Source organism: Leuconostoc palmae (assembly GCF_019656075.1).
Classification (GTDB): Bacteria; Bacillota; Bacilli; order Lactobacillales; family Lactobacillaceae; genus Leuconostoc; species Leuconostoc palmae.
In genome coordinates this window covers 1-23,694 of record NZ_BPKZ01000009.1, presented here as the reverse complement: position 1 = coordinate 23,694, position 23,694 = coordinate 1, and the positions used below count along the sequence as shown (strand labels likewise).

The window sequence follows — 23,694 nt, the reverse complement described above, 5'->3', positions numbered from 1 at the left end:
AGGAGAAAATCATGAGCTATCAAGAACAATTAGCAAAATGGGAAGCAGCAGTTTTGCCAGAATATTTGGCCAAGGATTTGGCGCACTATACACCTGAAGAGCAAGAAGATGCGTTCTACCAGAATTTGAGTTTTGGTACAGCTGGCATGCGTGGTATTTTGGGTGCCGGCACAAATCGTATGAATATTTACACAGTTCGTCAAGTCACTGAGGCATTAGCGCGTTATATTGACGCCCAGGGCAATGCTGCAAAGACTAGTGGTGTTGTTATCAGTTTTGATTCGCGACACTTTTCACCAGAATTTGCTTCAGATGCAGCGCAGGTTTTATCTGCACATGGTATTAAAGCCTATTTGTTTAGCAGTTTACGACCAACACCGGAATTGTCTTTTGCTGTGCGCGAACTTGGCACATTTGCGGGCATTATGATTACAGCATCGCACAATCCTAAAGAATATAATGGCTATAAAGTATATGGAGCGGATGGTGGACAAATGGTGCCAGAAGCTGTTGAGGCGGTTGTTTCAGAACTTGAAAATATACAAGATGTCTTTACGATTGCTTTAGATGAATCAAATGCGCATGTGCAAGTTATTGATTCAGAAATTGATGATAAATATTTAGCTAACGTTGCCACAGTAACGGTTAACCCAGAGTTGGTTGCTAAGGAAGGGGCTTCGTTGAAATTTGTTTATTCACCGCTACATGGCACAGGACAGTATATTGGTGAAAAAGCACTACAACAAGCTGGTTTTACAAACTATACCATTGTAAAAGAGCAAGCGGTGATTGACGGAGATTTCCCAACAGTTAAGAAGCCAAACCCAGAAGATGCAGCAGCCTTAGTTATGGCTATTGATTATGCTAAGCGTGAAGGGGCTGATGCGGTTGTGGCGACTGATCCCGATGCAGATCGTATGGGAGCAGCTGTCAAATTAGCTGATGACACATTCCAAGTCTTAACAGGGAACCAAATTGCGGCTGTGCTTGTGAATTATCTTTTGACGGCAAAGAAACAAACAAATACATTACCAGAAAATGGTGCTATTGTGACTTCAATTGTTTCTTCACGTTTTGCTTCAAAGATAGCGGCTAGTTTTGGGGTAACAACAGCAGACGTCTTGACAGGGTTCAAGTACATTGCTGCAACGATTGATGAGTATGAAGCAACTAAATCACATCAATTCTTATTTGGCTTTGAAGAGAGTTTTGGTTACCTGGTTAAGCCATTTGCCCATGACAAAGATGCTATTCAAGCTCTTGTGTTATTTGCTGAAGTAGCAGCATATTATAAGTCACAAGGCAAGACGTTCGCCGACGGCCTACAAGAGTTATTTGAAAAGTTTGGTTACTTTGAAGAAAAGACAATTAGCCTAGACTTTCCAGGGATACATGGCAATGATGAAATGTTAGCCATTATCGGTAAGTTCCGTAATGAACAGCCGAAGACAATTGGTGGTGTGGCAGTCAATCGTGTACAAGATTTTTCAACGGCAACTGAAACATCAGCAGACGGTCAACAAAAAACATTACCACAGCCAAAATCTAATGTCTTGAAATATTGGTTAGCAGATGGTTCTTGGGTGGCTGTGCGTCCTTCGGGAACAGAGCCTAAGCTTAAATTTTATATAGGTGTTGAGTCTGACTCTCAAGAAGCATCTCAGTTAAAAATTGATACTATTGCAGATGATTTAATGAACTTTGCAAAATAGTATTGGACAACTAATTAATAATTTGGTAGAATTAAAAAAGCCATAATGGCAATATAAACAATAATCCGCTGTGCGTTCAGCCTAAGGGCTAGTGTAAGATTATTGATCAGGAGAAGACCATGCGTCAAAATACTATTTTAGAAAATGTTACATCAGCACAACTACGTTCTGATATTCCAGATTTCCGTGCAGGTGATACAGTTAAGGTGTATGCCAAGATTGTTGAAGGTTCACGTGAACGTATTCAATTGTTTGAAGGTGTAGTTATCAAGCGTAAGGGTGCAGGCATCCAAGCTACATACACAGTACGTAAAATTTCATCTGGTGTGGGTGTTGAACGTACATTCCCATTACATTCACCACGTGTTGATAAAATTGAAGTTGTTCGCTATGGTGCCGTTCGTCGTGCAAAGTTGTACTACTTACGTGCATTACAAGGTAAGGCAGCTCGTATCAAAGAACGTCGTCGTGATGTTTAATAAAATAGCACTCTGCGGAGTGTTTTTTTATTTTTAAATATGAAAACCCTTTGTAACATTTAAGAAATGTTAAAGTAATATTTTTGAAAAAAATATTATCATAAAGCAATAATTATAGTGTATAATTACTATATACTCAATTAATTGAGTTCATTACTCCCCTAGTAATGTTTCAATCAGCCCCCCCAATTACTGATTGATTGTTAATGATAGTTTGACTATCATATCCCTAACCAATCCCCTCTTTGGTTAGGTTTTTTTGTGCATTTACAAGAACATGTGTTCGAGTTAGTGGTATAATCATTGCTATATGGAAGAATTTTTAATTACAAATGATGTTAGACTAATATTACATGTTGATATAGATGCATTTTATGCGCAAGTTGAAATGGTAGAAAATCCAGAATTGTCAAAGGTGCCGTTAATTATTGCTAAAGATCCTTCTACAACTGAAGGACATGGTGTTGTAACAACAGCTAATTATCTCGCAAGAAAAGTTGGCGTACATTCGGCCATGAGTTCATTTGAAGCTAAAAAACTATCACCAGATGCGGTTTTTATAACACCAGATTTTGAAAAATATAAACAAATATCTAGTAAAATCCACGATATATTTTATTTATTTACAAAAAAAGTTGAACCAATAGCTTTTGATGAGGCCTATCTAGATATTACTGATTGTGATTTATCAGGATCAAACATGGCTGCTAAAATCAGACATGAAATTTTAAAACAAACTGGATTAACAAGTTCAATAGGTGTTTCTCATAATAAGTTGTTAGCGAAACTAGGTTCAGAATATAATAAGCCAAACGGAGTCACAGTTATTACTAAAAAGAATATGCTATCTTTTTTAGCAAAATTACCTATTCAAAATTTTAGAGGAGTGGGTGATAAGACTTATCAGAAATTTAAGTCATTAAATATTACTAATGGTAGTCAGCTTAGAGCTATTTCCAAAGAAACATTAAAAAGTCATTTTGGTAAAATGGGCGAGTTGTTCTATTGGCAAGCACGTGGTGTGCATTTTGGAGAAGTTAAATGGCAACGCATAACTAAATCAGTTGGAAAGGAAGAAACATACCGCCATTTCTTAAATACTGATCAACAAATTAAGCAAGCGCTGAGTAAACTAGCAATTGGAATGATTACTAGCTTGAAAAAAAGAGAGTTAACGGGGCGTACACTGAACATTAAAATTAGAGATAATGAATTTCATACAATAACACGTTCAGTGACTAAAGAAGTAAATTGGGAGCTTTCAGAGAAAGCAATCGTAAAAGCGAGTTATGATATTTTTGTTGATCTAATGATGCCACCGTTTTCAATTAGATTGTTAGGTATGTCGATGACAAACTTAAATTCAAGCGCTTTTGAAGAAATTACTTTGTTTTAAACATGGTATACTTTAATTGATTGAATTTAGAGCTTAAAAGAGACAACTAGAAAGACGAGAACATGGCATCCATTGAAGAACAAATTTTAGAACAAATAAAACGTTACGACACAATTATCATTCATCGGCATCAGCGCCCAGATCCGGATGCGTTTGGATCTCAATTAGGATTGAAAGCTATTTTACAAGCAAGTTTCCCTGATAAAAAAATTTATGCAGTGGGTAAATCAGTTCCAGGGCTTGCTTGGATGAGCGAAGACGATACTTTTATGGACGATGTTCCAGATAAAGCCTATAAGCATGCCTTAGTAATTATGGTAGATACAGCTAATGCACCACGTATTGATGACCAACGTTGGCAGAATGGCTTGGAAACCATAAAAATTGACCATCATCCTAATGATGAACCTTATGGTGATTGGCAATGGGTTAAAAATGGACATTCAGCCACTAGTACTATGATTTATGAATTTTACGAGTCGCTTAAACATCAAGGACTCATGATGACAAAGAAAGCTGCTCGATTGCTTTATATAGGTATTGTTGGTGATACTGGTCGATTTATGTATAGTATGGATAAGGAGACTTTTCGAGTCGTTTCTGAATTATTTGGATTTGGGTTTGATTATGAGGCTGTTCATCATAACATGGAAACAATTTCTGAAAATGCAGCTAAATTTTCAGGTTATGTTCTTCAAAACTTAGAAATATTACCCTCTGGATTTGCTTATATTATTTTATCAAAAGAGTTAATTGAAAAATTTGATTTAAGAGACTCTGGTACGTCTTTTGTTGTTTCGCTACCGTCAAAAATTGACCGTGTTAAAGCATGGGCAATTTTTGAAGAACAAGATGAAGGAAATTATCGTGTTCGTTTGCGTTCTAGAACGATAGTCATCAACAAAATAGCTAATCAGTTTGAGGGTGGAGGACATGCAATGGCCTCAGGAGCTTGGGCACAAACAAAAAGTGATATCGAGCGTCTCATTACCTTAGTAGATAATGAACTCATGACCATTAATAATAGTAATTAAAAACATTTGAAATATTGAAAGTAGAGAAAATTGATGGCAGAAACTGCAAACCAATTTGGACAATTTAATTTAAAACAGGAAGTTATCCATGCATTATCGGGTATTGGATTTACACAACCAACTGCTGTACAAGCAAAACTTATTCCAGCTATATTGCAAGGCAATGACGTTGTAGGGCAGTCACAAACTGGTTCAGGAAAGACACATACTTTTTTGATTCCAATTTTGAATCAATTAGAACAAGACAAACATTATGTACAAGTTGTGATCACAACACCATCAAGAGAATTGGCAGCTCAAATTACACAAGCAGCTAAGCAATTTGCTGGGCAGTTGAATGAGAAAGTAACTATTGCTGAGTATGTTGGTGGTACAGATAAAGTACGTCAAATTAAGCAATTAGAAAACACGCAACCGCAAATTGTTATTGGGACGCCAGGACGAATTAAAGATTTAGTTTCATCTGGGGCATTAAAGTTACATGCAGTGCGTACTTTAGTTGTTGATGAAGCCGATATGACTTTAGATATGGGATTTTTAAATGAGGTGGACTATATTGCTGGGGCTATGCCAGAAAATTTGCAAACACTGGTTTTTAGTGCAACAATGCCTGAAAAACTGAAACCATTCTTAAAAAAGTACTTAGATAATCCAAAATTTGAAGCAATTCCAGTTTCAACGGTTATTGCTGAAACAATTGACAATTGGTTGTTAGCAACAAAGTCAAAAGATAAAAATGATGTGATTTATCAAGTACTTAAATTAAGTAATCCGTATCTTGCATTGGTATTTGCAAATACAAAAGAACGTGCTAAAGAGATTGCTGCTAATTTACGTGGTAGGGGATTAAAAATTGCCGAGATACATGGTGATATTGAGCCTAGAGAACGTCGTCGTGTCATGAAAGCGATTCAAAATTTGGATTATCAATATGTTGTTGCTACTGATTTGGCAGCTCGTGGTATTGATATAGAAGGTGTATCTCATGTTATAAATGATGATATTCCAGATGAACTAGAATTCTTTGTGCACCGTGTTGGTAGAACAGGACGAAATGGTATGCCAGGACTGGCAATTACATTGTATGGCCCTGATGAAGAGGATGAAGTAGCAGAACTTGAAAATCTTGGTATTAATTTTAATGCTAAACAAATCAAAGATAATCAAATTACTGATATAAAAGATAGACGTGCGAGAAAACAACGCGTTGCTTCTAATAAGAAATTAGATCCTACAATGGTTGGCATGGTCAAAAAGAAGAAGAAGGTCGTAAAACCTGGTTATAAGCGTCGTATAAAATCAGCAATACAACGTAAAAATCAAATGGATCGTCGTATTTCAAAAAGGGAAGAGATGCGAGCAGTACGTAAGGAAAACAAAAAACGTGGTGATTCAAATAGATAAAAAAACTTGGCCTAGGCCAAGTTTTTTTATCTATTTGAACGTTTGTTATGTTTTAAGATGTTAGATTCAATTAGCTTAACAGTTTCTGGATTCTCAGGTAAACTCGAGTGTTGAGCGTTATCGCCAGATACGGTGATTTGAGTATAAGATTTAACAGTTTTTTGATAAACATATTTTCCTGCAATCACGCTTTGAATGGGAACAATGCCATCATCCGTATAATCCTCAGTTCCAGCGACAGAAATCATTTGAAGATTTTTCGGCAGGTTATGACTATCTGATATTAAATCATTAAGCATTTCTGTTTTACGATTTAATGAGTTTTCTGAAAAATTAAAAGGAGTTCCCAGAGTCATTAATATTGGCACGTCGAAAGAATTGCGATCATAATATTTTTCAAAAAATATTGTCCAATTTAAACCACCATTTGAATGGCCAATAGCTGAAAAAGTTCTGAAATGGTAACGTTTTTGTAAAGCTTCTAATGCGATGGTCAACCATTTAGCCTGCTTTTTAATATTAGTGTAGCCATCTTCATTATCTTGGAATCCAATAACAATGAAAGGCTCCTTATCACTGGACTTAATACTACCTGAGAAACTTAGTGTGTTGTCAGTATTGACTTTGACCTTCAGAATACTGTGGTTAACATTTTTCGCATTTATATTAGAAAACAAATCATCAAAACGATTGATTGTTGCACTTGATCCAGGCACAAAAATTACAGGTGTCATTTTAGAACGTTGTATTTTAGATTGAACTTGATTGAGTTCAGAAATCCAAACATGTCCATAATAACCCAGGAATAGAAGCAATAAAAAACTTAATGATAGTATAATTTTATTTTTCATCAGTTTTCCTCACTAGTAAGTTTCATGACAAATGGTTTATATATAATATAAGACATGATTAAGATAACGATGGTTAGTATGGTACTCCTAATTGGTGTACCACTGGCAATAGTTGGCAGTAACAGATTAGGTAGATGCGTTGGGGTAATAAAAATAACTGGTTTAACAAAATGTAAAGCAATTGCCAGATAACTAATTAAAAAACTAAAAGTGCTAACTAGTACATTTGGAACAATCAGGATAGGTCTAAAAAACATTGGCAGGCCACTATATAATAGATAATTATTATCAAATAAACTTGGGAGCCAAGCAATTTTACCTAAACGCTTATAGGGTTCATTCTTCATAAATAGTAGCAACAAGCTGACAACGATAGTATTGCCAATACCACCAAATAGTGTGTAAGATCCATACGTACTGTATAAATTTTCTGGGAACGGTAAGACTGCATTGGTAGAATTTAAAAAGGCATCTAAATTTGAAATAACTGTATTCAATGTGGTTTGATCATCTGTTAACTCGGAAGGTAAAGGAAAGCCGATGATAAACATAATTGGGGATAGCACTGCAATGAGTAATAAACCAGTAAACGAAGAAAAAAGGTTTTTAGAGAGTAAAGTGGAAAAACTACTTTGAAAGTGCATATTTACAATATAGTGGTAACTAATCATAGTTAAGCCAATGACTATGGCTGACCAAAGTAGGTTTCTTAAATCGTAAGGTGAAACCGTATCTTTTAAAAAGTGTGTTCTTTGGTAAGCATAGGATCGTACACTGAAAAATACAAAAATTGTAATAAGTAAATATTGTGAAGTATTGGTCGTTGAAAACTGGTTATTACCTGATAAAACTAAATAAGTGATTAAAAAATTTGTTAAGATAGGCAAACTCGTATCATGAATCAATTGACTAGATAAATAATTAAATGTAAAACCAGCTACAAAAATCATAATAACAAGTCCGTCTAACAAACTTAATCCAAAACGAATATTGTCGGCTATTGGTGGTGCAACATGTAACGGGTGATTAAAGAAATAACTCATAAGTGAATCTGGATAAATTGTTAATCGATAGAGCAGGTGCAGATAAATATTGACAGCCAATATGGGAACCGTTTGTTTAAGTGCAATGACTATTGATTTTGCTGATTGGAAGTGAAACAGCCATTGATCGACTTTATAAGTGGTGATAACTAATCGATTCATCACAAATTTCTCCTGTCTGTAAGTAGATTTAGCATAATACTATACTACACCCCCCCATAGTTTATGCTATAATTAATTTAATTGTTTTCAATATTAGTATAGACGTATACTGTGAAAATGTAGCAATATATTATGTTGATTATACCTTAAAAGATAGATAGGAGGTAACTTGAGTTGATAAAACAGTTCTTTAATAAATCAATTGTTAACTTTATTGGACGTACAGTATTCTATTTCTTCATTATATTGATGTTAATATATTTATACAGCTATTCTGGTGTCGGTGGCGGACACTTTATTTATAACGAATTTTAAACTTAGGGACGAATTATGATAATTAAAAATGTCATTAAAACAATTGATGAAGTAGCAATAACTAATGCTAATGCAATTGCTTATGATGAACTTACAAGAACACATACTTACACACAGCTTAAATCTCATTCTGATAATTTAGCTGCTTACATTGAAAAACTTGAGATTGAAGCAATCACACCGATTATGATTTATGGTGGGCAACAATATGAAATGATTGCCAGTTTCTTAGGTAGCGTTAAATCAGGACATGCATATATTCCAGTTGATGTGAATTCAGCAGATGAACGTTTAACAGATATTATAGAAATCGGGCAACCAGGATTAGTTATAGCAGTTGATGAGTTGCCAATTTCGATAACTCAAGTGCCTGTCATTAATCAGGAAAAATTAGAAGAAATATTTAATCAAGATGTTCATTTTGATCTTACAAATCCTGTTAAAGATGATGAAAATTTCTATATTATTTTCACATCAGGAACAACAGGAAAGCCAAAAGGTGTTCAGATTTCTCATAACAATTTGATAAGTTTCTCCGAATGGATGCTGAGTGATGATTTTAATTGGGAAAATGGTAGTAATGTTCTTTCTCAACCACCTTACTCATTTGATTTGTCAGTTATGGACTGGGTTCCAACGTTACTTTCGCAAGGAACGCTTAAAGCATTGCCTAAAAATGTTGCTGATGATTTTAAATCTTTGTTCAAAACGTTACCTGAAATGGATTTGAACAAATGGGTTTCAACACCATCATTTGCTGACGTTGCATTATTAGATCCAGAGTTTAATCAAGAAACACATCCTGGTTTGAATGCATTTCTATTTTGTGGAGAAGTGTTGACCACAACCACTGCTCAAAAGTTGTTAGAACGATTTCCTAAAGCAAAAATTTTTAACACTTATGGACCGACAGAAGCTACTGTTGCTGTCACTGGTATACAGATAACACAAGATGTAATTGATCAAAACGATAAAATGCCGATAGGCTATGTTAAGTCAGATACTGAAATTATTATCCAAGATCCTGATGGTATGGCACTAACTGACGGAGAAGCAGGAGAAATTGTTATTGCAGGGCCATCGGTTTCAAAGGGGTATCTAAACAATCCTGAAAAAACAGCTGCAGCATTTATCACTGTTAATGGTCTACAAGCCTATAAAACAGGAGATTTAGCCTCCAGAGATGCTAATGGGCTATTGCACTATAAAGGTCGAAGCGACTTCCAAATTAAATTGCATGGCTTTAGAATTGAATTGGAAGAAGTTGCCCAGCAGCTTCAACAAAGTCAGTGGGTTGAACAGGCAGTTGCAGTACCAAGATATGATGCTGATGGTAAAGTTAAACAATTGTTAGCAATTATTGTTGCTAAAGAAAATAACTTTGAAAAGCCAATTTTACTGACAAATGCTATTAAGCAAGATCTTGAAAATATTATGATGCCGTATATGATGCCAAGTCGTTTTATTTATCGGGACAGTATGCCGCTAACGCCAAACGGAAAAATTAATCTTAAGGGGTTGATTGCAGAGGTAAACGGGAATGCTTAATTTACAACCGTATGCTGATCCGCAGTATTTTGTATACTTATTGTTGGCATTAGTACCATTAGCAGTCGGATTATATTTTGGAAAACGTATAGATTGGTATGAAGTAATCGTTTCACTTGTTTTTATCTTTTTGATGTTTAATGGTAAAAAGTATCATGAAGGATACGCCATAATTGGATTTATGATATGGCAGTGGCTGTTAGTATGGGGTTACACACTTTATCGCAAAAAGAGTAATAATGCTCTTGTGTTTTACTTTGCTACCTTATTGGCTATACTACCTTTAGTTATAGTTAAGGTATCGGCGCCAGCACATTGGACTCATGTTTCGACATTATTGGGATTTTTAGGTATTTCTTACTTAACGTTCCGCTCCACTGCAATGATTTTAGAAACAAGAGATGGGTCAATTAAGACATTTAACCCTTGGCTATTTTTGCGGTTCATGCTTTTCATGCCATCAATTTCTTCAGGGCCAATCGATCGTTATCGTCGCTTTGAAAAGGATATTACTTCCGTTCCTAGTCGCGAAAAGTATGTTAGTATGCTTGAAAAAGCTGTCTGGTACTTTTTTCTAGGATTTTTATACAAGTTTATCATCTCGCATTATCTTGGAGAAGTATGGCTACCATATATACAAGCTTTTGCGATTGACGCTGCACAAGTTCATCATGGATGGACTTGGTGGTTGATTCCTTATATGTATACAACCGGTCTTAATCTCTTTTTTGATTTTGCAGGATACTCACTTTTTGCAGTTGCCACAAGTTATGTTATGGGTATTGAATTGCCTATGAACTTTGATAAGCCATTCTTATCGAAAAATTTGAAAGAATTTTGGAATCGGTGGCATATTACACTTTCATTTTGGTTCCGTGATTATATCTTCATGAGATTTGTTTTTCTTATTATGAAGAAAAAATGGATTAAAAGTCGTGTCACAACATCTAATATTGCTTATATATTTAACATGTTAGTTATGGGATTTTGGCACGGATTGCATTGGTATTACATTGCCTATGGTTTATTCCACGGTGTAGGATTAGTTATAAATGATGCATGGATACGATACAAAAAGAAACACAATGTACCACACAATAAGTGGACAGATGCTATAGCTATAGTGATCACATTTAACGTAGTAATGCTAAGTTTCTTGCTGTTTAGTGGATTCTTAGACACACTATGGTTTAAATAATTTAAAGTTAAAAAGAAAGAGGAAATAAACATGGCAGTAAAAGAAGAAGTTATTGAAATTTTAAATACAATTATTGGTGAAGACATCTCTGATCAAATGGACGAAGATTTCTTTGATAATGGATTACTTGATTCAATGGCAACAGTTGAATTGCTATTAGATTTGGAAAGTAAATTCGATATTCAAGCTCCTGTTTCAGAATTTGATCGTAACGAGTGGAACACACCAAATAAAGTCGTTGCTAAAGTTGAATCATTGATCGGGTAATTTATAATGAAAAAACGTGGCTTATGGTGGATTTTCGGGCCGGTGATTATTGCTTTTATTCTCATCGCAGCGTTGTTCTTAGCGCCTTTTTCCCTAAATCACATCACGAAAAAAGATGTACGTGAAGCTTCTGTTTCTTTCTCAAAAAATGTTTTTAAAGGTGAAGCGGTTAAGCATGCTGCGTTTAGTGATAAAAAGACTCGTTATGTACCTTTTTTTGGGTCCAGCGAATTATTACGTTTAGATACAATGCATCCTTCAATGTTAGCAGCAAAGTATCATCGTAATTATCAGCCTTTTCTATTAGGCCAGGCTGGTACTGAGTCCCTTACGCATTATTTGAGTATGCAGGAAATGCCAAAAGCTTTGCATAAAAAACAAGTTGTTTTCGTTATTTCTCAACAGTGGTTTACAAAGAAAAATTCAAAAGTAGCATTTCCTGAATTTTATTCACCATTACAGACTGCTGATTGGTTAAGACAAATTAAAACAATTACACCTACAGATCGATTTATAGCAGAGAGACTACTTCGCCAAAAGCAAGTCAAAGATAGTGATGTTTACTCAAAATTAGTGACTAAGATAAGTGATAACCAACCACTATCAGCAACTGATAAAAAAATACTGAGTTTAAAACATAGAACTTTGTTGCGCGAAGATCAATTATTTTCAAACTTTTCGAACACCGATAATTGGAATAAATTTGTTGAACCAGCTATAAAGCGTTTGCCTGAACAAGCTGATGTGCCAACTTTATTACGAGAGGCAACTAAAATTGGAAAAGAGCAAACAAATAATAACCCGTTCCGTATTAAAAATTCATTCTATGATTCTCGAGTAAAGTTGAATATTAAAAGGTTGAAAGATTCTCAAAGAGACTTTGATTACAGACAGTCAGAAGAATATGGTGATTTTCAAGCTGTGTTAGCTGAATTTGCTAAAAAAGATACAGATGTATTATTTATCATTCAACCAGTTAATCAGCGTTGGTCTGATTATACAGGTCTAAGAACTGATATGTACTACCAAAGTGTAAACAAAGTAAAGAAACAATTACAATCTCAAGGTTTTAATAATATTGCTGATTTTTCTCACGATGGTGGTCGAGATTACTTCATGCAAGATACCATACATTTGGGATGGAATGGTTGGGTCGCAGCTGATGAGAAAATTAAGCCATTCTTAACGAATGGTTATCATGCACCTAAATATCATATCAATAATAATTATCTTTCCACACGTTGGCAGAATTTGATGCCAACTGAAGAAAATTTGCAAGAATTCAAATAAAAAGTGTGTGCTACAGTTATCGTAGCACACACTTTTTTTAGTCTTTGAAAGGTTTTGTTGGAAAATTAAAGGGATCTATTTCGTCTTCATTTGATAAAGCACTTAGACTTGATTGTTCGTCAGCAGGTAAACTGATGTCATCAAATTTAAAGGCTAATAGAGAATCAGTAATTGATTGTTCTATTGATATGTCATTATCATCTCTTATATCTACTAACTTGGCATGTTCGACACTTTCATGTGTCTGCTTTAAAAAGGCTTCACGTGCCGCTACACGTTGTTTGACATCAGAAACGTTAACTGTCTCATTGAGATCCGTGACTACCTCAAAACTGACCATCAAGTTTTTTTTGTTGATTTTAAAAGTTGCTTCTGCAATTGCAGCGGTTTGACTTTCAAGTTGTTGCGCTAAAAAACCTGCTTCCAAGCTAAAATCGGGATCTCGGTTTAGCTCTAATCGCTGCTTAACTAAATCACCAGATAATAGCCAACGCTGGTTTTTACTATCTTGGGAGGCAATCTCTAATTGTCCAAATCCAGCGTTATCAAAAAATTCAATAACAGAAGACAAGGCATCTGTCGGGAATTGACGAGCAATTTCTTTTCCTGCCCAATACAAAATGTGAGGATAATCTTCTTGTAATAGATTTTTGAGTAAACCATCTCTTAGTAAAGTTAAAGCAAAGCTATTAACTTGAAAATTTGTTTTTAAAATTTTATCATAATCATTGATATTCATGAGTTTATTAGACCTTTCAAAATTTTATTATACCAAACTTTCAAGGCTAAAAGCTTGCAATATTGCAATTTAAACGTAATAATTATAGGTATGAATAATAATAATCCTATAGGTTTGGTTGATTCAGGTGCTGGTGGCTTAACCGTTGTAAAACAAGCAATAAATCGTATTCCTAATGAGCAATTTATCTTTATCGGTGACACGCAAAGAATGCCATATGGCCCAAAATCTGTTGAAGAAGTGATTTCATACACTTTTCAAATGGCAAACTTTTTAATTGAACAAAAAAATATAAAATTGTTAGTTATTGCTTGCAATACAGCTACAGCTAGAGCACTGGATAAACTGCAACAGCAATTACCAATCCCTGTTATTGGTGTAATTCAAGCAGGTGCAGTAGCTGCTCAACATGCAACAAAGAATCATTTGATTGGTATTATTGCCACAGAAGGCACAGTTCAGTCAAATGCTTACCCTAATGCTTTGAAACAAATTGACATTAATGTGGAAACTTTTCAGCAATCAGAACCTGAATTTGTCCAAATTGTTGAGTCAAATCAGTATCATTCTCTGACTGCAAAGCAAATAGTAGCAGCCCATTTAGCGAACTTTAAAGTACAAAAAATTGATACGTTGGTACTAGGGTGTACGCATTTTCCGTTACTATCTTCATTTATTAAAGACGCTGTTGGTCATCATGTTAAATTGGTAGATTCTGGTTTTGAAACTGTGCAAATTATTGAACAAACTTTAATTGATCAAAATTTATCTAGTTTTGTAAAGCATGATAGATCGGAAGATATTTTTTATACAACAGCTGATCCTGATAGGTTTGATGTGATTGCTACGGATTGGTTGGCACCTGAAATGCCACTAGATGTCCGACATTTGAAAATCATTGGCTCAGGATCAATGCAGTATTTACAGGAGTAGGAAAATGGCAAGACTAATACTAGCAAGCAATAACGACCATAAAATAAAAGAATTAAAGGCAATGTTGAGAACGATTCAAGTTGAATTGGAAGTGGTGCCGCTAAAAGCATTGGGTCAAAATTTGCCAGAGATTATTGAAGATGGGAACACATTTGAAGAAAATGCCTTAAAAAAAGTCTTAACTATTGCAAAGATTGCGCCAGATGATTATATTTTGGCGGATGATTCAGGATTAAGTGTTCCTGCATTAAATGGTGAACCAGGGGTACTTTCAGCGCGATATGCCGGTGATCATGATGATGATGCAAATATTGATAAATTACTCACCAATTTGTCAGAAAGTTCTGACCGAAAAGCATATTTTACAAGTGTTTTGGTTTTAATTGATAAAAATAAACGTCGTTTAATTTCGTGTGGTGATATTGAAGGTAGTATTACACAAGAACGCATTGGAAAGAATGGATTTGGTTACGATCCCATTTTTTTGGTACCAAAATTCAATAAAACATTCGCAGAACTTAGTGATGAAGAAAAAAATGAGGTTAGTCACAGAGGGTTAGCATTGAAGTCATTGGGTCAACGCTTACCAGAATGGTTGAAGGAGGATAATTAATGTCAAAGTTTTTGATTGTTTCAGATATACATGGTGATCGAGATGTTTTAGAAACGGTATTTAATCACTGGCAAAAAGACGTGGATGCTGTATTTTATAATGGCGATTCAGAATTACAAGCAGATGATAGCGTATTTGAAGGTGTTTCAACGGTTATTGGAAATATGGATAGTGATCTTGATTTTGTAGATGCTCGTGTAACAACGATTAAAGGGATCACGTTTTTTCAAACGCATGGTCATTTATATGATGCACGAGCATTTGATGCGTGGGCAAATTTATTGTTAATGAATCAAGCTGCCTCTGAGGCAGGAGCGAGTGTTGTATTATTTGGGCACACACATCTTGATGGTGTCGTGTATTTTGACGATAAGTTGTATATTAATCCTGGTTCTATCACGATACCAAAAGGAGAACACGCAATGTATGGTGGAACCTATGCTGTATTGACAGTAAGTGATGATGCTTATAAGATAGATTTTTATAAGCGAAATCATCAACATTTAGCCGAGTTAACTAAAACTTTTAAACGCTGAAAAGTGATAAGAATCTGGTAAAGATGGTAAAATAGTAGTCATGACAAATAATGAAAAACCTCAATTTAATCAGTGGTATGAGACCAATAATGAAACTGATCAACTTGTTAGACAAGCGACTGCTAATCAAGGCGAGCAACATGATGAGCTGTCATTGAGACCACAGTTTTTGCGTGAATATATTGGGCAAGAACCCCTCAAGGAAGAATTGAGTGTGTATATTTCTGCGGCAAAACAGCGTGAGGAAGCTTTAGATCATGTCTTATTATTTGGACCGCCTGGATTGGGTAAAACAACACTAGCAATGATCATCGCTAATGAGATGTCAGTAAATATCAAAACGACATCTGGGCCAGCTATAGAAAAGCCAGGGGACTTGGTAGCTTTGTTAAATGAGCTTGAACCGGGTGACATTTTATTTATTGATGAAATACATCGTTTACCAACTAATGTAGAAGAAATCATGTATTCTGCAATGGAAGATTATTTCGTAGATATTATGGTAGGACAAGGGCCCACTGCTAGGGCTGTACATTTTCCATTGCCCCCATTTACATTGATAGGGGCAACAACACGCCCAGGTATGCTTTCTAAGCCATTAAGAGATCGTTTCGGTATTATTAGTGGTATGGCTTACTATACGACTAATGAACTAAAAGAAATTGTAGTTAGATCATCTGATATATTTAAAGCACCTATCAAATCTGAAGGTGCATACGAGGTGGCTTTACGTTCACGTGGGACACCTCGTATAGCTAATCGTTTGTTAAAACGTGTCAGAGATTTTGCCCAGGTTCAAGGAAAATCGGCTATAGATCGGCAAATTGTTGATATTGCGTTAGATAAATTACGTGTAGATAATCGTGGTTTAGATGATACAGACCACAAATTATTAGATACAATGATTGAATATTATCAAGGTGGTCCTGTGGGCTTAAATACAATTGCTGCTAATATTGGTGAAGAATCGGAAACACTTGAGTCTATGGTAGAACCGTATTTATTACAAATTGGCTTCTTACAACGTACCCCTAGGGGTAGAGTGGTTACGGAAGCGGCTTATAATCATCTTGGGGTACCCTATCAAAAGGAAATTCAATGAATTATATTATTTCAGATACTCACTTTAATCACGATAAAATATTATATTTTGACAAGTCACGCGCTGAGTCACTAAAGCAGTTGGGCATAGAGCCAACTGTTTTAGAAATGAACAAATATCTTGAACAAATTTGGAATCAAACAGTAACAGAAGATGATACTGTTTATTTTCTTGGTGATTTGGGGATGTTTAGGAAAAAGCAAGATTTTGTCGCTCAATTATCGCGTTTAAAAGGAAATAAAATCTTTTTCAAAGGCAATCATGATCATTCTGATCAATTGAAAGCAGCTTTAAAATCTGAAACAAGCGGTGTGATTGAAGTTGTAGAAACAGCAAAATCACTTAAAATACAAGGTGTTACAATATGGCTTAGCCATTACGCTGTTGATTTACCATATCCACTCTTATCTATTCATGGGCATATTCATGAAGCAGAGTACCAACAAGACAATATGATTAATTTATCATTAGACTCTGCTTTGATGCAAACAAGAATATTTGGGCAGCCTATCAGTTTTGAAGAGATATTACCAGTCTTAAAAAGGCGACTAAATAATATCACATTGAGTTATCAAGTGGAGTCAGAAAATAAACGCTATGACAGACTGATTGAGCGAGCATTTGATGAAACAATTACAATTAATAAACCAACAGCTACGCAACGTCATGAATTAGCACTTTTAGTTGACTATCTTAACAAGCAGAATTTAACTTATGCTGATGTGCTTGATAAATTTAATATTCCAAATGAAAATAAAAAATTAACACAATTAGAAAAAGAAAAAGTAGCCCTGACTGGATTTGAATTTGAAAAACAAACTGGATTATCAGGTAGCACAGGTGGGAAAAATGACTGAAGAGAAACAATATCAACTAGCGGATTTTGATTACAATTTACCAGAATCTCTTATTGCTCAAACGCCTTTGAAACAGCGAGATGCTTCGAGGATGTTAGTGTTAGACGCAGATACTGGTAATTATCAGGATAAACACTTTTACGATATTATTGACTATGTTAATGCTGGTGATGCAATTGTTATGAATAATTCGCGCGTTTTACCTGCACGTCTTCACGGGGCACGCCCAGAAACTGGTGGGCATGCCGAAGTATTGTTGTTACGACAGGATCACGATAATGTTTGGGAAACATTAGTAAAACCAGCAAAAAAATCACCTATAGGATCCACAATTGTTTTCGGAGAAGATATTAATAATCCTGTTATGACAGCAACAGTAGTGGGTGAGCTTGAACATGGTGGGCGTTACATTGAGTTTAATTATGATGGTATTTTTATGGAATTATTAGAAAAATTAGGTGAAATGCCATTGCCACCATATATTAAAGAAAAGCTGGATGACCAAGAACGTTATCAAACGGTTTACTCTAAAGTTGATGGCTCAGCGGCCGCACCGACTGCTGGATTGCATTGGACACCTGAATTACTGGATAAAGTCCGTGCAAAAGGAGTTAAGACGGTTGAATTAACATTACATGTTGGTTTAGGGACATTTAGACCAGTTGAAGAAGAAAATATTGAAGATCATAAAATGCATTCAGAGTTTTATCAACTGAGTAAAGAAGCTGCCGATACGTTGAATCAAGTGCATCAAGATGGCGGACGTATTATCGCCACAGGAACAACTTCGATTAGAACATTAGAAACAATTGGTTCAAAATTTGATGGGGAACTACAAGCTGATTCTGGTTGGACTGATATTTTTATTAAGCCAGGGTACCATTGGACAACTGTTGATGCTTTTATTACTAATTTTCACCTACCAAAGTCAACGCTAGTAATGTTAGTTGCTGCATTTACTGGTAGAAATAATATTTTGCATGCTTATAAGCATGCAGTAGAGGATCAATATCGGTTCTTTAGCTTTGGTGATGCGATGTTTATTAAGAGAGATAACTAATTTTGTGTGTAATTTATCATACTTATTTAGTATGACATTTGGAGAAAACTATTGTACGAATATATTAATGGTCTTATAACAAACATTTATCCAGCATATCTAGTTATTGCTGATAGAAGTGGTGTTGGATACAAGCTTTATGCAGCTAATCCATACAGATTTGAACAAAATGTTGAATCACATGTGTATGTTGAACAAATTGTACGTGAAAATGAAATAACGTTGTATGGATTTGTTAACGAAAATGAGAAAATATTATTTAATAAACTTTTGAATGTTTCTGGCATTGGACCAAAAAGTGCGTTGGCTATTTTAGCAAGTGATGATGCCGAAGGTTTAGTCAATGCAGTTGCAACTGATGATGCCTCCTACTTGACTCAATTTCCTGGTGTTGGGAAAAAAACAGCACAACAGATTATTCTAGACCTTAAAGGTAAATTGGATGGGGTAGCTAATTCTGCAGGGTTAGCTACACTTAATAAGCATGATAATCAAAATGCAGCATTGGCAGATGCTCTGTCTGCCTTGGAATCGTTGGGTTATAGTGCAAAAGATGTTGCAAAAATTGAACCACTATTATCAACTGAAAATGATACAACAGATGGTTATATTCGTTCAGCATTAAAATATTTAGTAAAATAAAAAAACTGCATTCCATGTGAATGCAGTTTTTTTAACGGATAGCTTTTAATGCTTCTTCAATTTGATTTAAAATAATCTTCTGATTGTCAGGAATTTCCAAATCATAAGTTTGTAAGTCAATTTTTATTTTAGGTGAGGCGTCGTAATTTTCAAACCATTCGCGATAAGCTGACCAAATGCGGAAATAATATTGACGTAATTCGTCATTATCATCAAACTGTTCATAATCCCGACCACGCTTTTTAATTCGATATAAAATGGTATCAAAATCAGTTTCAGAATAAACCATTAAATCAGGGGCTTTTTTTGGCAACTTATCTAATTCTGACATCATATTATCTAATAAATTAGAGTATACAGACATTTCTGCATCAGAAATGTTGCCATCTTTATGGTTTTCTGATGTAAATAATGCATCTTCGTAAATTGATCGATCCAGCACGTTATTATCATCAGCTAATGCTTTTTTTATCATATCGAAGCGTCGATTCAAAAAATAGATTTGAAGTAAAAATCCATATTGCTTAGGATCAGAATAGTAAAGTGGCAATACTGGATTATCACCAACTGGTTCGTAAAATGCTTGTGTACCAAAATGCTCAGCTATAATACTTGTTAATGTTGTTTTGCCAACACCGATCATGCCTGCCGTAATAATCACCATGAGGACCTCCAATATTTTATTGACCTATTAACTATACAAAAAAAACGCCCAAACAACAAGTAGTGTTGTTTGAGGGTTTGAAACTTAATAGCGAACATTAAGCTTTCTTTTGCGATTCTAATAAATCGCGAATTTCAGTAAGAATTTCAAGTTCTGGATCAACTTTAACTTCTTCATCTTTGCTAGTGCGGAAGATACTGTTAACCATTTTAATAATCATGAAAACAACAAAAGCAGTAATTAAGAAGTTGATAACATCATTAATAAATGCACCATACTTAAATGTCAGTTCTTTAGTGATGACCAGTTGAAGATTGTTCAAATCTGATGTTCCACCAGTGAAAAATGAAATAATAGGTGTAATTAAGTTATTGGTCAATGACTTAACCAATCCTGTGAATGCACCACCGATGATAACACCAACAGCCAGATCCAGTACGTTGCCACGCATGATGAATGTTTTAAATTCTGATAACATACTTATTCTCCTAAAATGCATATAAAATCTATGCATATCCTTTCAATTGTTATACTAAATAATATTTTACATTATCATGTACTTTTTACCAATAAATTTTCATGAAACACTGTTAAAGACATGATAAAATAAACGTAAATGTTGCGGAGGGGAATTTATGACAGAAAAAGATTGTTTAACATCTTGGCACGAGACCTTGATTGATATTATTAAAGATATTAATACACCACATACATTAGGTGGTATTACTAATGATGCTAATCGTGCACATGATTCGCGTTTAGCACGTCGTGCGCTTGATAAATTGATTGTCTTGAGTGAAGAAATCAATGCTAAACGACAATAAGTAATCATGGGGGGCCTGGGGGACAATATGATATCTAAATATGCACAATATTTACCAAAACGTGCGAAAATAGTCTGGGTGTTGGACGATTTAATAGGGATGCTAGTGTTAGGCCTAGCGTTATTAGTCCTTAATTTATGCTTAGGGGCGCAGTGGCCAAGTACCATTATCATGGTTTTAAATATAATGTTAATTGTGATTATTGGTTTGGTCATTGGTCATCTATTACTGATACCGTACTATTATCGTTTTCACCGTTATGCTTTAGATGATACAGCTATTTTAATTTATAAAGGCTTTTTTCTTAGAAAAACAGAAGCGATACCACTTAATCGTATTCAAAATGTTGATACGACTCAGGGGCCATTACTTCAGTTTTTTCATTTAAAGAGACTGGTTATTGTGACAGCGGCACATAGTTTTTCGATTGCAGCAGTTGATGAGCAAGTTGCGCAAACATTGCGTGAACGATTGATTTTAGCGGCAAGACAAGCGAGTGAGGTTAATAATGATGACTAAATCTGCTCATCAACCTGTTGTTGCTGTTATTGCCGAAATCATTATGACAGTACGAGAATTCTTTTTTGTCGTGTTGTTTTTGTTTTTTGGTCACACGCGTAGTATGACGAGTCGCTTAATCGTCATTGTTGGCTTAATCTTGTTAGCGATACTTTTTGGTGTTTTACGATGGTGGTTTTTTACATATGACGTGACACCTCATGAAATAACACTCAAGAAAGGGGTGTTCATTAGAAAATATGTACATATGCCTTTCGAGCGGATACAGACGATTACACGTACACAACCATTTTATTTTCAGCCGTTTGATGTTTATCGGGTAAGTATCGAGACATCTGGCAAAAAAGATGATCGTTTAGTTTTTAGTGCGTTACGCTTAACTCAAATTGAAGTGATTGAGCAATATCGTCAGCAATCACAAACGAAAACAACTGAGTCAAAGGAAGTACCAAAGGCCGATCATGTTTACCATATCCAGACATCTGAACTTGTCGTGTTTGCTTTGACATCATTAGGGAGTTTGGGCATTTTTGGTGCCTTAGCAACAGTCATTTCTGAATTGAGTATGCATATGCCACAGGATTTAGTCGCAAAGTTTGATTACTGGTTTTCAGGTCAAACGTTTGCAGGGTATATCATAATTTTGGCTGTCATCTTAATTGTTAGCTTAGTCATTGCCTTTGCACGAATTTATAACCGCTATTATCACTTTACATTGACACGATTTGGCGTTCATCTAGCCATCACACAAGGTTTATTGACTAAAAAAGAAATACAGTTGCGCTTATCGCGTATTCAAGCCGTACACTACGAGCAATCTTTATTAAGACGTTGGGTAAACCTCGCAACAATCAATGTCTTGTTAGCTTCATCAGGCCGAGGGGATAAAGAGAAACAGGATAAAACGACGATTATACCTGTTGTTAGTAGTTCAAAAGCGTATCATGTGTTGTCTGATTTCTTACCTAGTTATCGGTTGATTACACCAAAAAAGGCTATTGGTATTGACCATGCTATGTTTTATGAGCTACGTTATGAGGTGCTCATGAGCCTAATCTATTTAACTTTGCCGACTGTGAGTTATTTTGGTTGCGCTTATGTCTGGCATTGGCCGACAATCTATAGTGTTATTGGTATTTTCATATTGTCTGTTTTAATAATTTATGTCATGATATGTGCGGCTGTTCGCATGACAGACCAGCGATTAGTCATTGAACAAGAAACATTAACCCTTCAAACATCTCAATGGCTGACCAAACATGTGTATACAATTCCTCGTGACAAGATTCAGGGGGCGAAAGCAACGCAAAGTTACTTTATGATTAAGTCACAAGCACAACATCTTCGCGTTATAATTCGGAATGGCGATGAGGCTAAAATGATTGACATGCGTTATTTACCAGAAGCAGAAGCAGAAAGGATTATACGTTGGATAACACATGTCAAGTAAAAACCCTTGACATAAGATTGGTTTAGTGGGATACTATTAGTTGTAAATAAAGTGCAAAAAGCACAAAAGAAATTTGGAGGACATTAATATGTCAGTAAAAATCCGTTTGAAGCGTATGGGTGCTAAGAAGCGTCCTTTCTACCGTGTTGTTATCGCTGATTCACGTTCACCTCGTGATGGCCGTTTCATCGAAACAGTTGGAACATACAACCCAATTGCACAACCAGCAGAAATCAAGCTTGATGAAGCAAAGATTTTGACATGGTTGAGCAATGGTGCGCAACCATCAGATACTGCACGTAACTTGTTGAGCAATGCAGGTATTTTAACAAAGTTTGCTGAAATGAAGGCTGCTAAGAAGTCAACTGCTGCAAAGCCTGCAGCATCAGCTAAAAAGCCAACAGAAAAGAATACTGTTGCCGAAATCAAGGCATACCTTGATGCACAAGGTACGCAATATCCATCATCAGCTAAGAAAGCTGACTTGTTAGCATTAGTATAAAAAATGAGGAGAGTGCGTACGCATTCTCCTCATTTTTTATACTAAAAATTAGCAGCACTTTTTTGATAATAAAAAGTTTCAATATGTAGGAAGTATTTTTCCAATGATTCATTATTAAGAAATTTTACAGTACGATGGATTTCTTCTAATTTATGTTTATCGTTGGAATATAGAGTAATTAGGAATAAGTATAAAATATAATAATTACTATTATTTTCTATTGGATAGTCTTTAATTTTTAATAAACACCATTCTATTATAATCGTTTTATTTTGTATAATACTACTTTCTAAAAGACCTAGCAGCAATGAAAGTACACACGCATCTGTTCTTTCATGGTAGACATCTTGAATAGTTTGTAAGAGTATGTCAGCGACATAAGGTCTAATTTTTGTTAACGGTAACATATGCTCTTATACTAAAAAATGGACTATTTTTATTCAGTCCGTAAAATGAAAGTATAGGAGTATTTTTATATCAATTCGTTATTCACAAGATTTCAAAGATTCATTGGTTAAACTTCACCAAGAAGGCCGTTCACTTAAATCATTAGC

At 35.1% G+C, this 23,694-nt stretch carries 26 protein-coding genes; 21 read left to right on the top strand and 5 right to left on the bottom strand.

Annotated elements, in window-relative coordinates:
• Positions 1-11: 11 nt before the first annotated feature.
• From K5Q12_RS05825 to K5Q12_RS05805, 5 genes are all read left to right on the top strand, one after another.
• The gene (locus K5Q12_RS05825) at positions 12-1,712 is read left to right on the top strand and encodes a phospho-sugar mutase (RefSeq protein ID WP_220742771.1); all 1,701 of its coding nucleotides are present in this window, start codon (positions 12-14) and stop codon (positions 1,710-1,712) included.
• Positions 1,713-1,831: 119 nt separating this feature from the next.
• A complete protein-coding gene (gene rplS / locus K5Q12_RS05820) occupies positions 1,832-2,191 on the top strand; it encodes a 50S ribosomal protein L19 (protein WP_220742770.1) in 360 nt (119 codons plus the stop codon).
• A 310-nt stretch (positions 2,192-2,501) separates the two neighbouring features.
• The gene (gene dinB, locus K5Q12_RS05815; RefSeq protein WP_220742769.1) at positions 2,502-3,587 is read left to right on the top strand and encodes a DNA polymerase IV; all 1,086 of its coding nucleotides are present in this window, start codon (positions 2,502-2,504) and stop codon (positions 3,585-3,587) included.
• A gap of 62 nt (positions 3,588-3,649) precedes the next feature.
• The gene (locus tag K5Q12_RS05810; RefSeq protein ID WP_220742768.1) at positions 3,650-4,621 is read left to right on the top strand and encodes a DHH family phosphoesterase; all 972 of its coding nucleotides are present in this window, start codon (positions 3,650-3,652) and stop codon (positions 4,619-4,621) included.
• Positions 4,622-4,654: 33 nt separating this feature from the next.
• The gene (locus K5Q12_RS05805) at positions 4,655-6,025 is read left to right on the top strand and encodes a DEAD/DEAH box helicase (protein WP_220742767.1); all 1,371 of its coding nucleotides are present in this window, start codon (positions 4,655-4,657) and stop codon (positions 6,023-6,025) included.
• A 26-nt stretch (positions 6,026-6,051) separates the two neighbouring features.
• On the opposite strand, the gene K5Q12_RS05800 is transcribed toward K5Q12_RS05805, so the two are convergent.
• Both K5Q12_RS05800 and K5Q12_RS05795 read right to left on the bottom strand, forming a co-directional pair.
• Complete coding sequence (locus K5Q12_RS05800; RefSeq protein ID WP_220742766.1) at positions 6,052-6,876, bottom strand: alpha/beta hydrolase; 825 nt, start codon at positions 6,874-6,876, stop codon at positions 6,052-6,054.
• Complete coding sequence (locus K5Q12_RS05795; RefSeq protein WP_220742765.1) at positions 6,876-8,081, bottom strand: PTS sugar transporter subunit IIC; 1,206 nt, start codon at positions 8,079-8,081, stop codon at positions 6,876-6,878. The genes K5Q12_RS05800 and K5Q12_RS05795 overlap by 1 nt, the downstream gene beginning before the upstream one ends.
• A 174-nt stretch (positions 8,082-8,255) precedes the next feature.
• Here K5Q12_RS05795 and K5Q12_RS05790 point away from each other — a divergent pair, with 174 nt between their 5' ends.
• From K5Q12_RS05790 to dltD, 5 genes are read left to right on the top strand one after another with little or no spacing between them, the layout of a single operon-like run.
• On the top strand, positions 8,256-8,396 hold the full coding sequence (locus K5Q12_RS05790) for a teichoic acid D-Ala incorporation-associated protein DltX (protein WP_220742764.1): 141 nt from the start codon (positions 8,256-8,258) through the stop codon (positions 8,394-8,396).
• 15 nt (positions 8,397-8,411) lie between these two features.
• The gene (dltA, locus tag K5Q12_RS05785; protein ID WP_220742763.1) at positions 8,412-9,944 is read left to right on the top strand and encodes a D-alanine--poly(phosphoribitol) ligase subunit DltA; all 1,533 of its coding nucleotides are present in this window, start codon (positions 8,412-8,414) and stop codon (positions 9,942-9,944) included.
• Complete coding sequence (gene dltB / locus K5Q12_RS05780) at positions 9,937-11,142, top strand: D-alanyl-lipoteichoic acid biosynthesis protein DltB (RefSeq protein ID WP_220742762.1); 1,206 nt, start codon at positions 9,937-9,939, stop codon at positions 11,140-11,142. Before dltA ends, dltB begins: the two co-directional genes overlap by 8 nt.
• A gap of 30 nt (positions 11,143-11,172) precedes the next feature.
• Positions 11,173-11,409 carry a D-alanine--poly(phosphoribitol) ligase subunit DltC gene (dltC, locus tag K5Q12_RS05775; protein WP_220742761.1) on the top strand — a complete coding sequence of 79 codons (237 nt, stop codon included), beginning with the start codon at positions 11,173-11,175 and terminating at the stop codon, positions 11,407-11,409.
• Between the two features lie 6 nt (positions 11,410-11,415).
• Positions 11,416-12,699: a D-alanyl-lipoteichoic acid biosynthesis protein DltD gene (gene dltD / locus K5Q12_RS05770; RefSeq protein WP_220742760.1), complete on the top strand. Its 1,284-nt coding sequence runs from the start codon at positions 11,416-11,418 to the stop codon at positions 12,697-12,699.
• A 37-nt stretch (positions 12,700-12,736) separates the two neighbouring features.
• On the opposite strand, the gene K5Q12_RS05765 is transcribed toward dltD, so the two are convergent.
• A complete protein-coding gene (locus tag K5Q12_RS05765) occupies positions 12,737-13,438 on the bottom strand; it encodes a YslB family protein (RefSeq protein WP_220742759.1) in 702 nt (233 codons plus the stop codon).
• A gap of 90 nt (positions 13,439-13,528) precedes the next feature.
• On the opposite strand from K5Q12_RS05765, the gene murI reads away from it, so the two are divergent.
• Genes murI through ruvA form a run of 7 tightly spaced genes read left to right on the top strand, consistent with a single transcriptional unit; the run spans position 13,529 to position 19,181 of the window.
• Positions 13,529-14,371 (top strand): glutamate racemase, encoded by an 843-nt coding sequence (gene murI, locus K5Q12_RS05760; RefSeq protein ID WP_220742758.1) that lies wholly within the window; start codon positions 13,529-13,531, stop codon positions 14,369-14,371.
• 4 nt (positions 14,372-14,375) lie between these two features.
• Positions 14,376-14,984 carry an RdgB/HAM1 family non-canonical purine NTP pyrophosphatase gene (gene rdgB, locus K5Q12_RS05755; protein ID WP_220742757.1) on the top strand — a complete coding sequence of 203 codons (609 nt, stop codon included), beginning with the start codon at positions 14,376-14,378 and terminating at the stop codon, positions 14,982-14,984.
• Positions 14,984-15,520, top strand: coding sequence for a YfcE family phosphodiesterase (locus K5Q12_RS05750; RefSeq protein ID WP_220742756.1), 537 nt, complete (start codon positions 14,984-14,986; stop codon positions 15,518-15,520). Before rdgB ends, K5Q12_RS05750 begins: the two co-directional genes overlap by 1 nt.
• A gap of 40 nt (positions 15,521-15,560) precedes the next feature.
• Positions 15,561-16,622: a Holliday junction branch migration DNA helicase RuvB gene (gene ruvB, locus K5Q12_RS05745; RefSeq protein WP_220742755.1), complete on the top strand. Its 1,062-nt coding sequence runs from the start codon at positions 15,561-15,563 to the stop codon at positions 16,620-16,622.
• Positions 16,619-17,479, top strand: a complete 861-nt coding sequence (locus tag K5Q12_RS05740) for a metallophosphoesterase family protein (RefSeq protein ID WP_220742754.1) — start codon at positions 16,619-16,621, stop codon at positions 17,477-17,479. The genes ruvB and K5Q12_RS05740 overlap by 4 nt, the downstream gene beginning before the upstream one ends.
• Positions 17,472-18,539: a tRNA preQ1(34) S-adenosylmethionine ribosyltransferase-isomerase QueA gene (gene queA, locus K5Q12_RS05735; protein ID WP_220742753.1), complete on the top strand. Its 1,068-nt coding sequence runs from the start codon at positions 17,472-17,474 to the stop codon at positions 18,537-18,539. Before K5Q12_RS05740 ends, queA begins: the two co-directional genes overlap by 8 nt.
• A 51-nt stretch (positions 18,540-18,590) precedes the next feature.
• Complete coding sequence (gene ruvA / locus K5Q12_RS05730; RefSeq protein ID WP_220742752.1) at positions 18,591-19,181, top strand: Holliday junction branch migration protein RuvA; 591 nt, start codon at positions 18,591-18,593, stop codon at positions 19,179-19,181.
• A 31-nt stretch (positions 19,182-19,212) separates the two neighbouring features.
• On the opposite strand, the gene K5Q12_RS05725 is transcribed toward ruvA, so the two are convergent.
• Together K5Q12_RS05725 and mscL are read right to left on the bottom strand one after the other, a co-directional pair.
• Positions 19,213-19,845 (bottom strand): deoxynucleoside kinase, encoded by a 633-nt coding sequence (locus K5Q12_RS05725; RefSeq protein WP_220742751.1) that lies wholly within the window; start codon positions 19,843-19,845, stop codon positions 19,213-19,215.
• A 97-nt stretch (positions 19,846-19,942) separates the two neighbouring features.
• Positions 19,943-20,323 carry a large-conductance mechanosensitive channel protein MscL gene (gene mscL, locus K5Q12_RS05720; RefSeq protein ID WP_220742750.1) on the bottom strand — a complete coding sequence of 127 codons (381 nt, stop codon included), beginning with the start codon at positions 20,321-20,323 and terminating at the stop codon, positions 19,943-19,945.
• A 157-nt stretch (positions 20,324-20,480) separates the two neighbouring features.
• On the opposite strand from mscL, the gene K5Q12_RS05715 reads away from it, so the two are divergent.
• The 4 genes from K5Q12_RS05715 to rpsP all read left to right on the top strand — a co-directional run bounded on the left by K5Q12_RS05715 (position 20,481) and on the right by rpsP (position 23,140).
• A complete protein-coding gene (locus K5Q12_RS05715) occupies positions 20,481-20,669 on the top strand; it encodes a hypothetical protein (RefSeq protein WP_220742749.1) in 189 nt (62 codons plus the stop codon).
• Between the two features lie 27 nt (positions 20,670-20,696).
• Positions 20,697-21,188: a PH domain-containing protein gene (locus tag K5Q12_RS05710; protein WP_220742748.1), complete on the top strand. Its 492-nt coding sequence runs from the start codon at positions 20,697-20,699 to the stop codon at positions 21,186-21,188.
• Positions 21,181-22,638 carry a PH domain-containing protein gene (locus K5Q12_RS05705; RefSeq protein ID WP_246570509.1) on the top strand — a complete coding sequence of 486 codons (1,458 nt, stop codon included), beginning with the start codon at positions 21,181-21,183 and terminating at the stop codon, positions 22,636-22,638. Before K5Q12_RS05710 ends, K5Q12_RS05705 begins: the two co-directional genes overlap by 8 nt.
• An 88-nt stretch (positions 22,639-22,726) precedes the next feature.
• Positions 22,727-23,140 carry a 30S ribosomal protein S16 gene (gene rpsP, locus K5Q12_RS05700; RefSeq protein ID WP_220742746.1) on the top strand — a complete coding sequence of 138 codons (414 nt, stop codon included), beginning with the start codon at positions 22,727-22,729 and terminating at the stop codon, positions 23,138-23,140.
• The last annotated feature ends 554 nt before the right edge of the window (positions 23,141-23,694 follow it).

Bases quoted from the DNA above. Each gene is read 5' to 3' on its own strand.
- K5Q12_RS05825 (WP_220742771.1), top strand. From the start codon at position 12: ATGAGCTATCAAGAACAATTAGCAAAATGGGAAGCAGCAGTTTTGCCA.
- rplS (WP_220742770.1), top strand. From the start codon at position 1,832: ATGCGTCAAAATACTATTTTAGAAAATGTTACATCAGCACAACTACGT.
- dinB (WP_220742769.1), top strand. From the start codon at position 2,502: ATGGAAGAATTTTTAATTACAAATGATGTTAGACTAATATTACATGTT.
- K5Q12_RS05810 (WP_220742768.1), top strand. From the start codon at position 3,650: ATGGCATCCATTGAAGAACAAATTTTAGAACAAATAAAACGTTACGAC.
- K5Q12_RS05805 (WP_220742767.1), top strand. From the start codon at position 4,655: ATGGCAGAAACTGCAAACCAATTTGGACAATTTAATTTAAAACAGGAA.
- K5Q12_RS05800 (WP_220742766.1), bottom strand. From the start codon at position 6,876: ATGAAAAATAAAATTATACTATCATTAAGTTTTTTATTGCTTCTATTC.
- K5Q12_RS05795 (WP_220742765.1), bottom strand. From the start codon at position 8,081: ATGAATCGATTAGTTATCACCACTTATAAAGTCGATCAATGGCTGTTT.
- dltA (WP_220742763.1), top strand. From the start codon at position 8,412: ATGATAATTAAAAATGTCATTAAAACAATTGATGAAGTAGCAATAACT.
- dltB (WP_220742762.1), top strand. From the start codon at position 9,937: ATGCTTAATTTACAACCGTATGCTGATCCGCAGTATTTTGTATACTTA.
- dltC (WP_220742761.1), top strand. From the start codon at position 11,173: ATGGCAGTAAAAGAAGAAGTTATTGAAATTTTAAATACAATTATTGGT.
- dltD (WP_220742760.1), top strand. From the start codon at position 11,416: ATGAAAAAACGTGGCTTATGGTGGATTTTCGGGCCGGTGATTATTGCT.
- K5Q12_RS05765 (WP_220742759.1), bottom strand. From the start codon at position 13,438: ATGAATATCAATGATTATGATAAAATTTTAAAAACAAATTTTCAAGTT.
- murI (WP_220742758.1), top strand. From the start codon at position 13,529: ATGAATAATAATAATCCTATAGGTTTGGTTGATTCAGGTGCTGGTGGC.
- rdgB (WP_220742757.1), top strand. From the start codon at position 14,376: ATGGCAAGACTAATACTAGCAAGCAATAACGACCATAAAATAAAAGAA.
- K5Q12_RS05750 (WP_220742756.1), top strand. From the start codon at position 14,984: ATGTCAAAGTTTTTGATTGTTTCAGATATACATGGTGATCGAGATGTT.
- ruvB (WP_220742755.1), top strand. From the start codon at position 15,561: ATGACAAATAATGAAAAACCTCAATTTAATCAGTGGTATGAGACCAAT.
- K5Q12_RS05740 (WP_220742754.1), top strand. From the start codon at position 16,619: ATGAATTATATTATTTCAGATACTCACTTTAATCACGATAAAATATTA.
- queA (WP_220742753.1), top strand. From the start codon at position 17,472: ATGACTGAAGAGAAACAATATCAACTAGCGGATTTTGATTACAATTTA.
- K5Q12_RS05725 (WP_220742751.1), bottom strand. From the start codon at position 19,845: ATGGTGATTATTACGGCAGGCATGATCGGTGTTGGCAAAACAACATTA.
- mscL (WP_220742750.1), bottom strand. From the start codon at position 20,323: ATGTTATCAGAATTTAAAACATTCATCATGCGTGGCAACGTACTGGAT.
- K5Q12_RS05715 (WP_220742749.1), top strand. From the start codon at position 20,481: ATGACAGAAAAAGATTGTTTAACATCTTGGCACGAGACCTTGATTGAT.
- K5Q12_RS05710 (WP_220742748.1), top strand. From the start codon at position 20,697: ATGATATCTAAATATGCACAATATTTACCAAAACGTGCGAAAATAGTC.
- K5Q12_RS05705 (WP_246570509.1), top strand. From the start codon at position 21,181: ATGACTAAATCTGCTCATCAACCTGTTGTTGCTGTTATTGCCGAAATC.
- rpsP (WP_220742746.1), top strand. From the start codon at position 22,727: ATGTCAGTAAAAATCCGTTTGAAGCGTATGGGTGCTAAGAAGCGTCCT.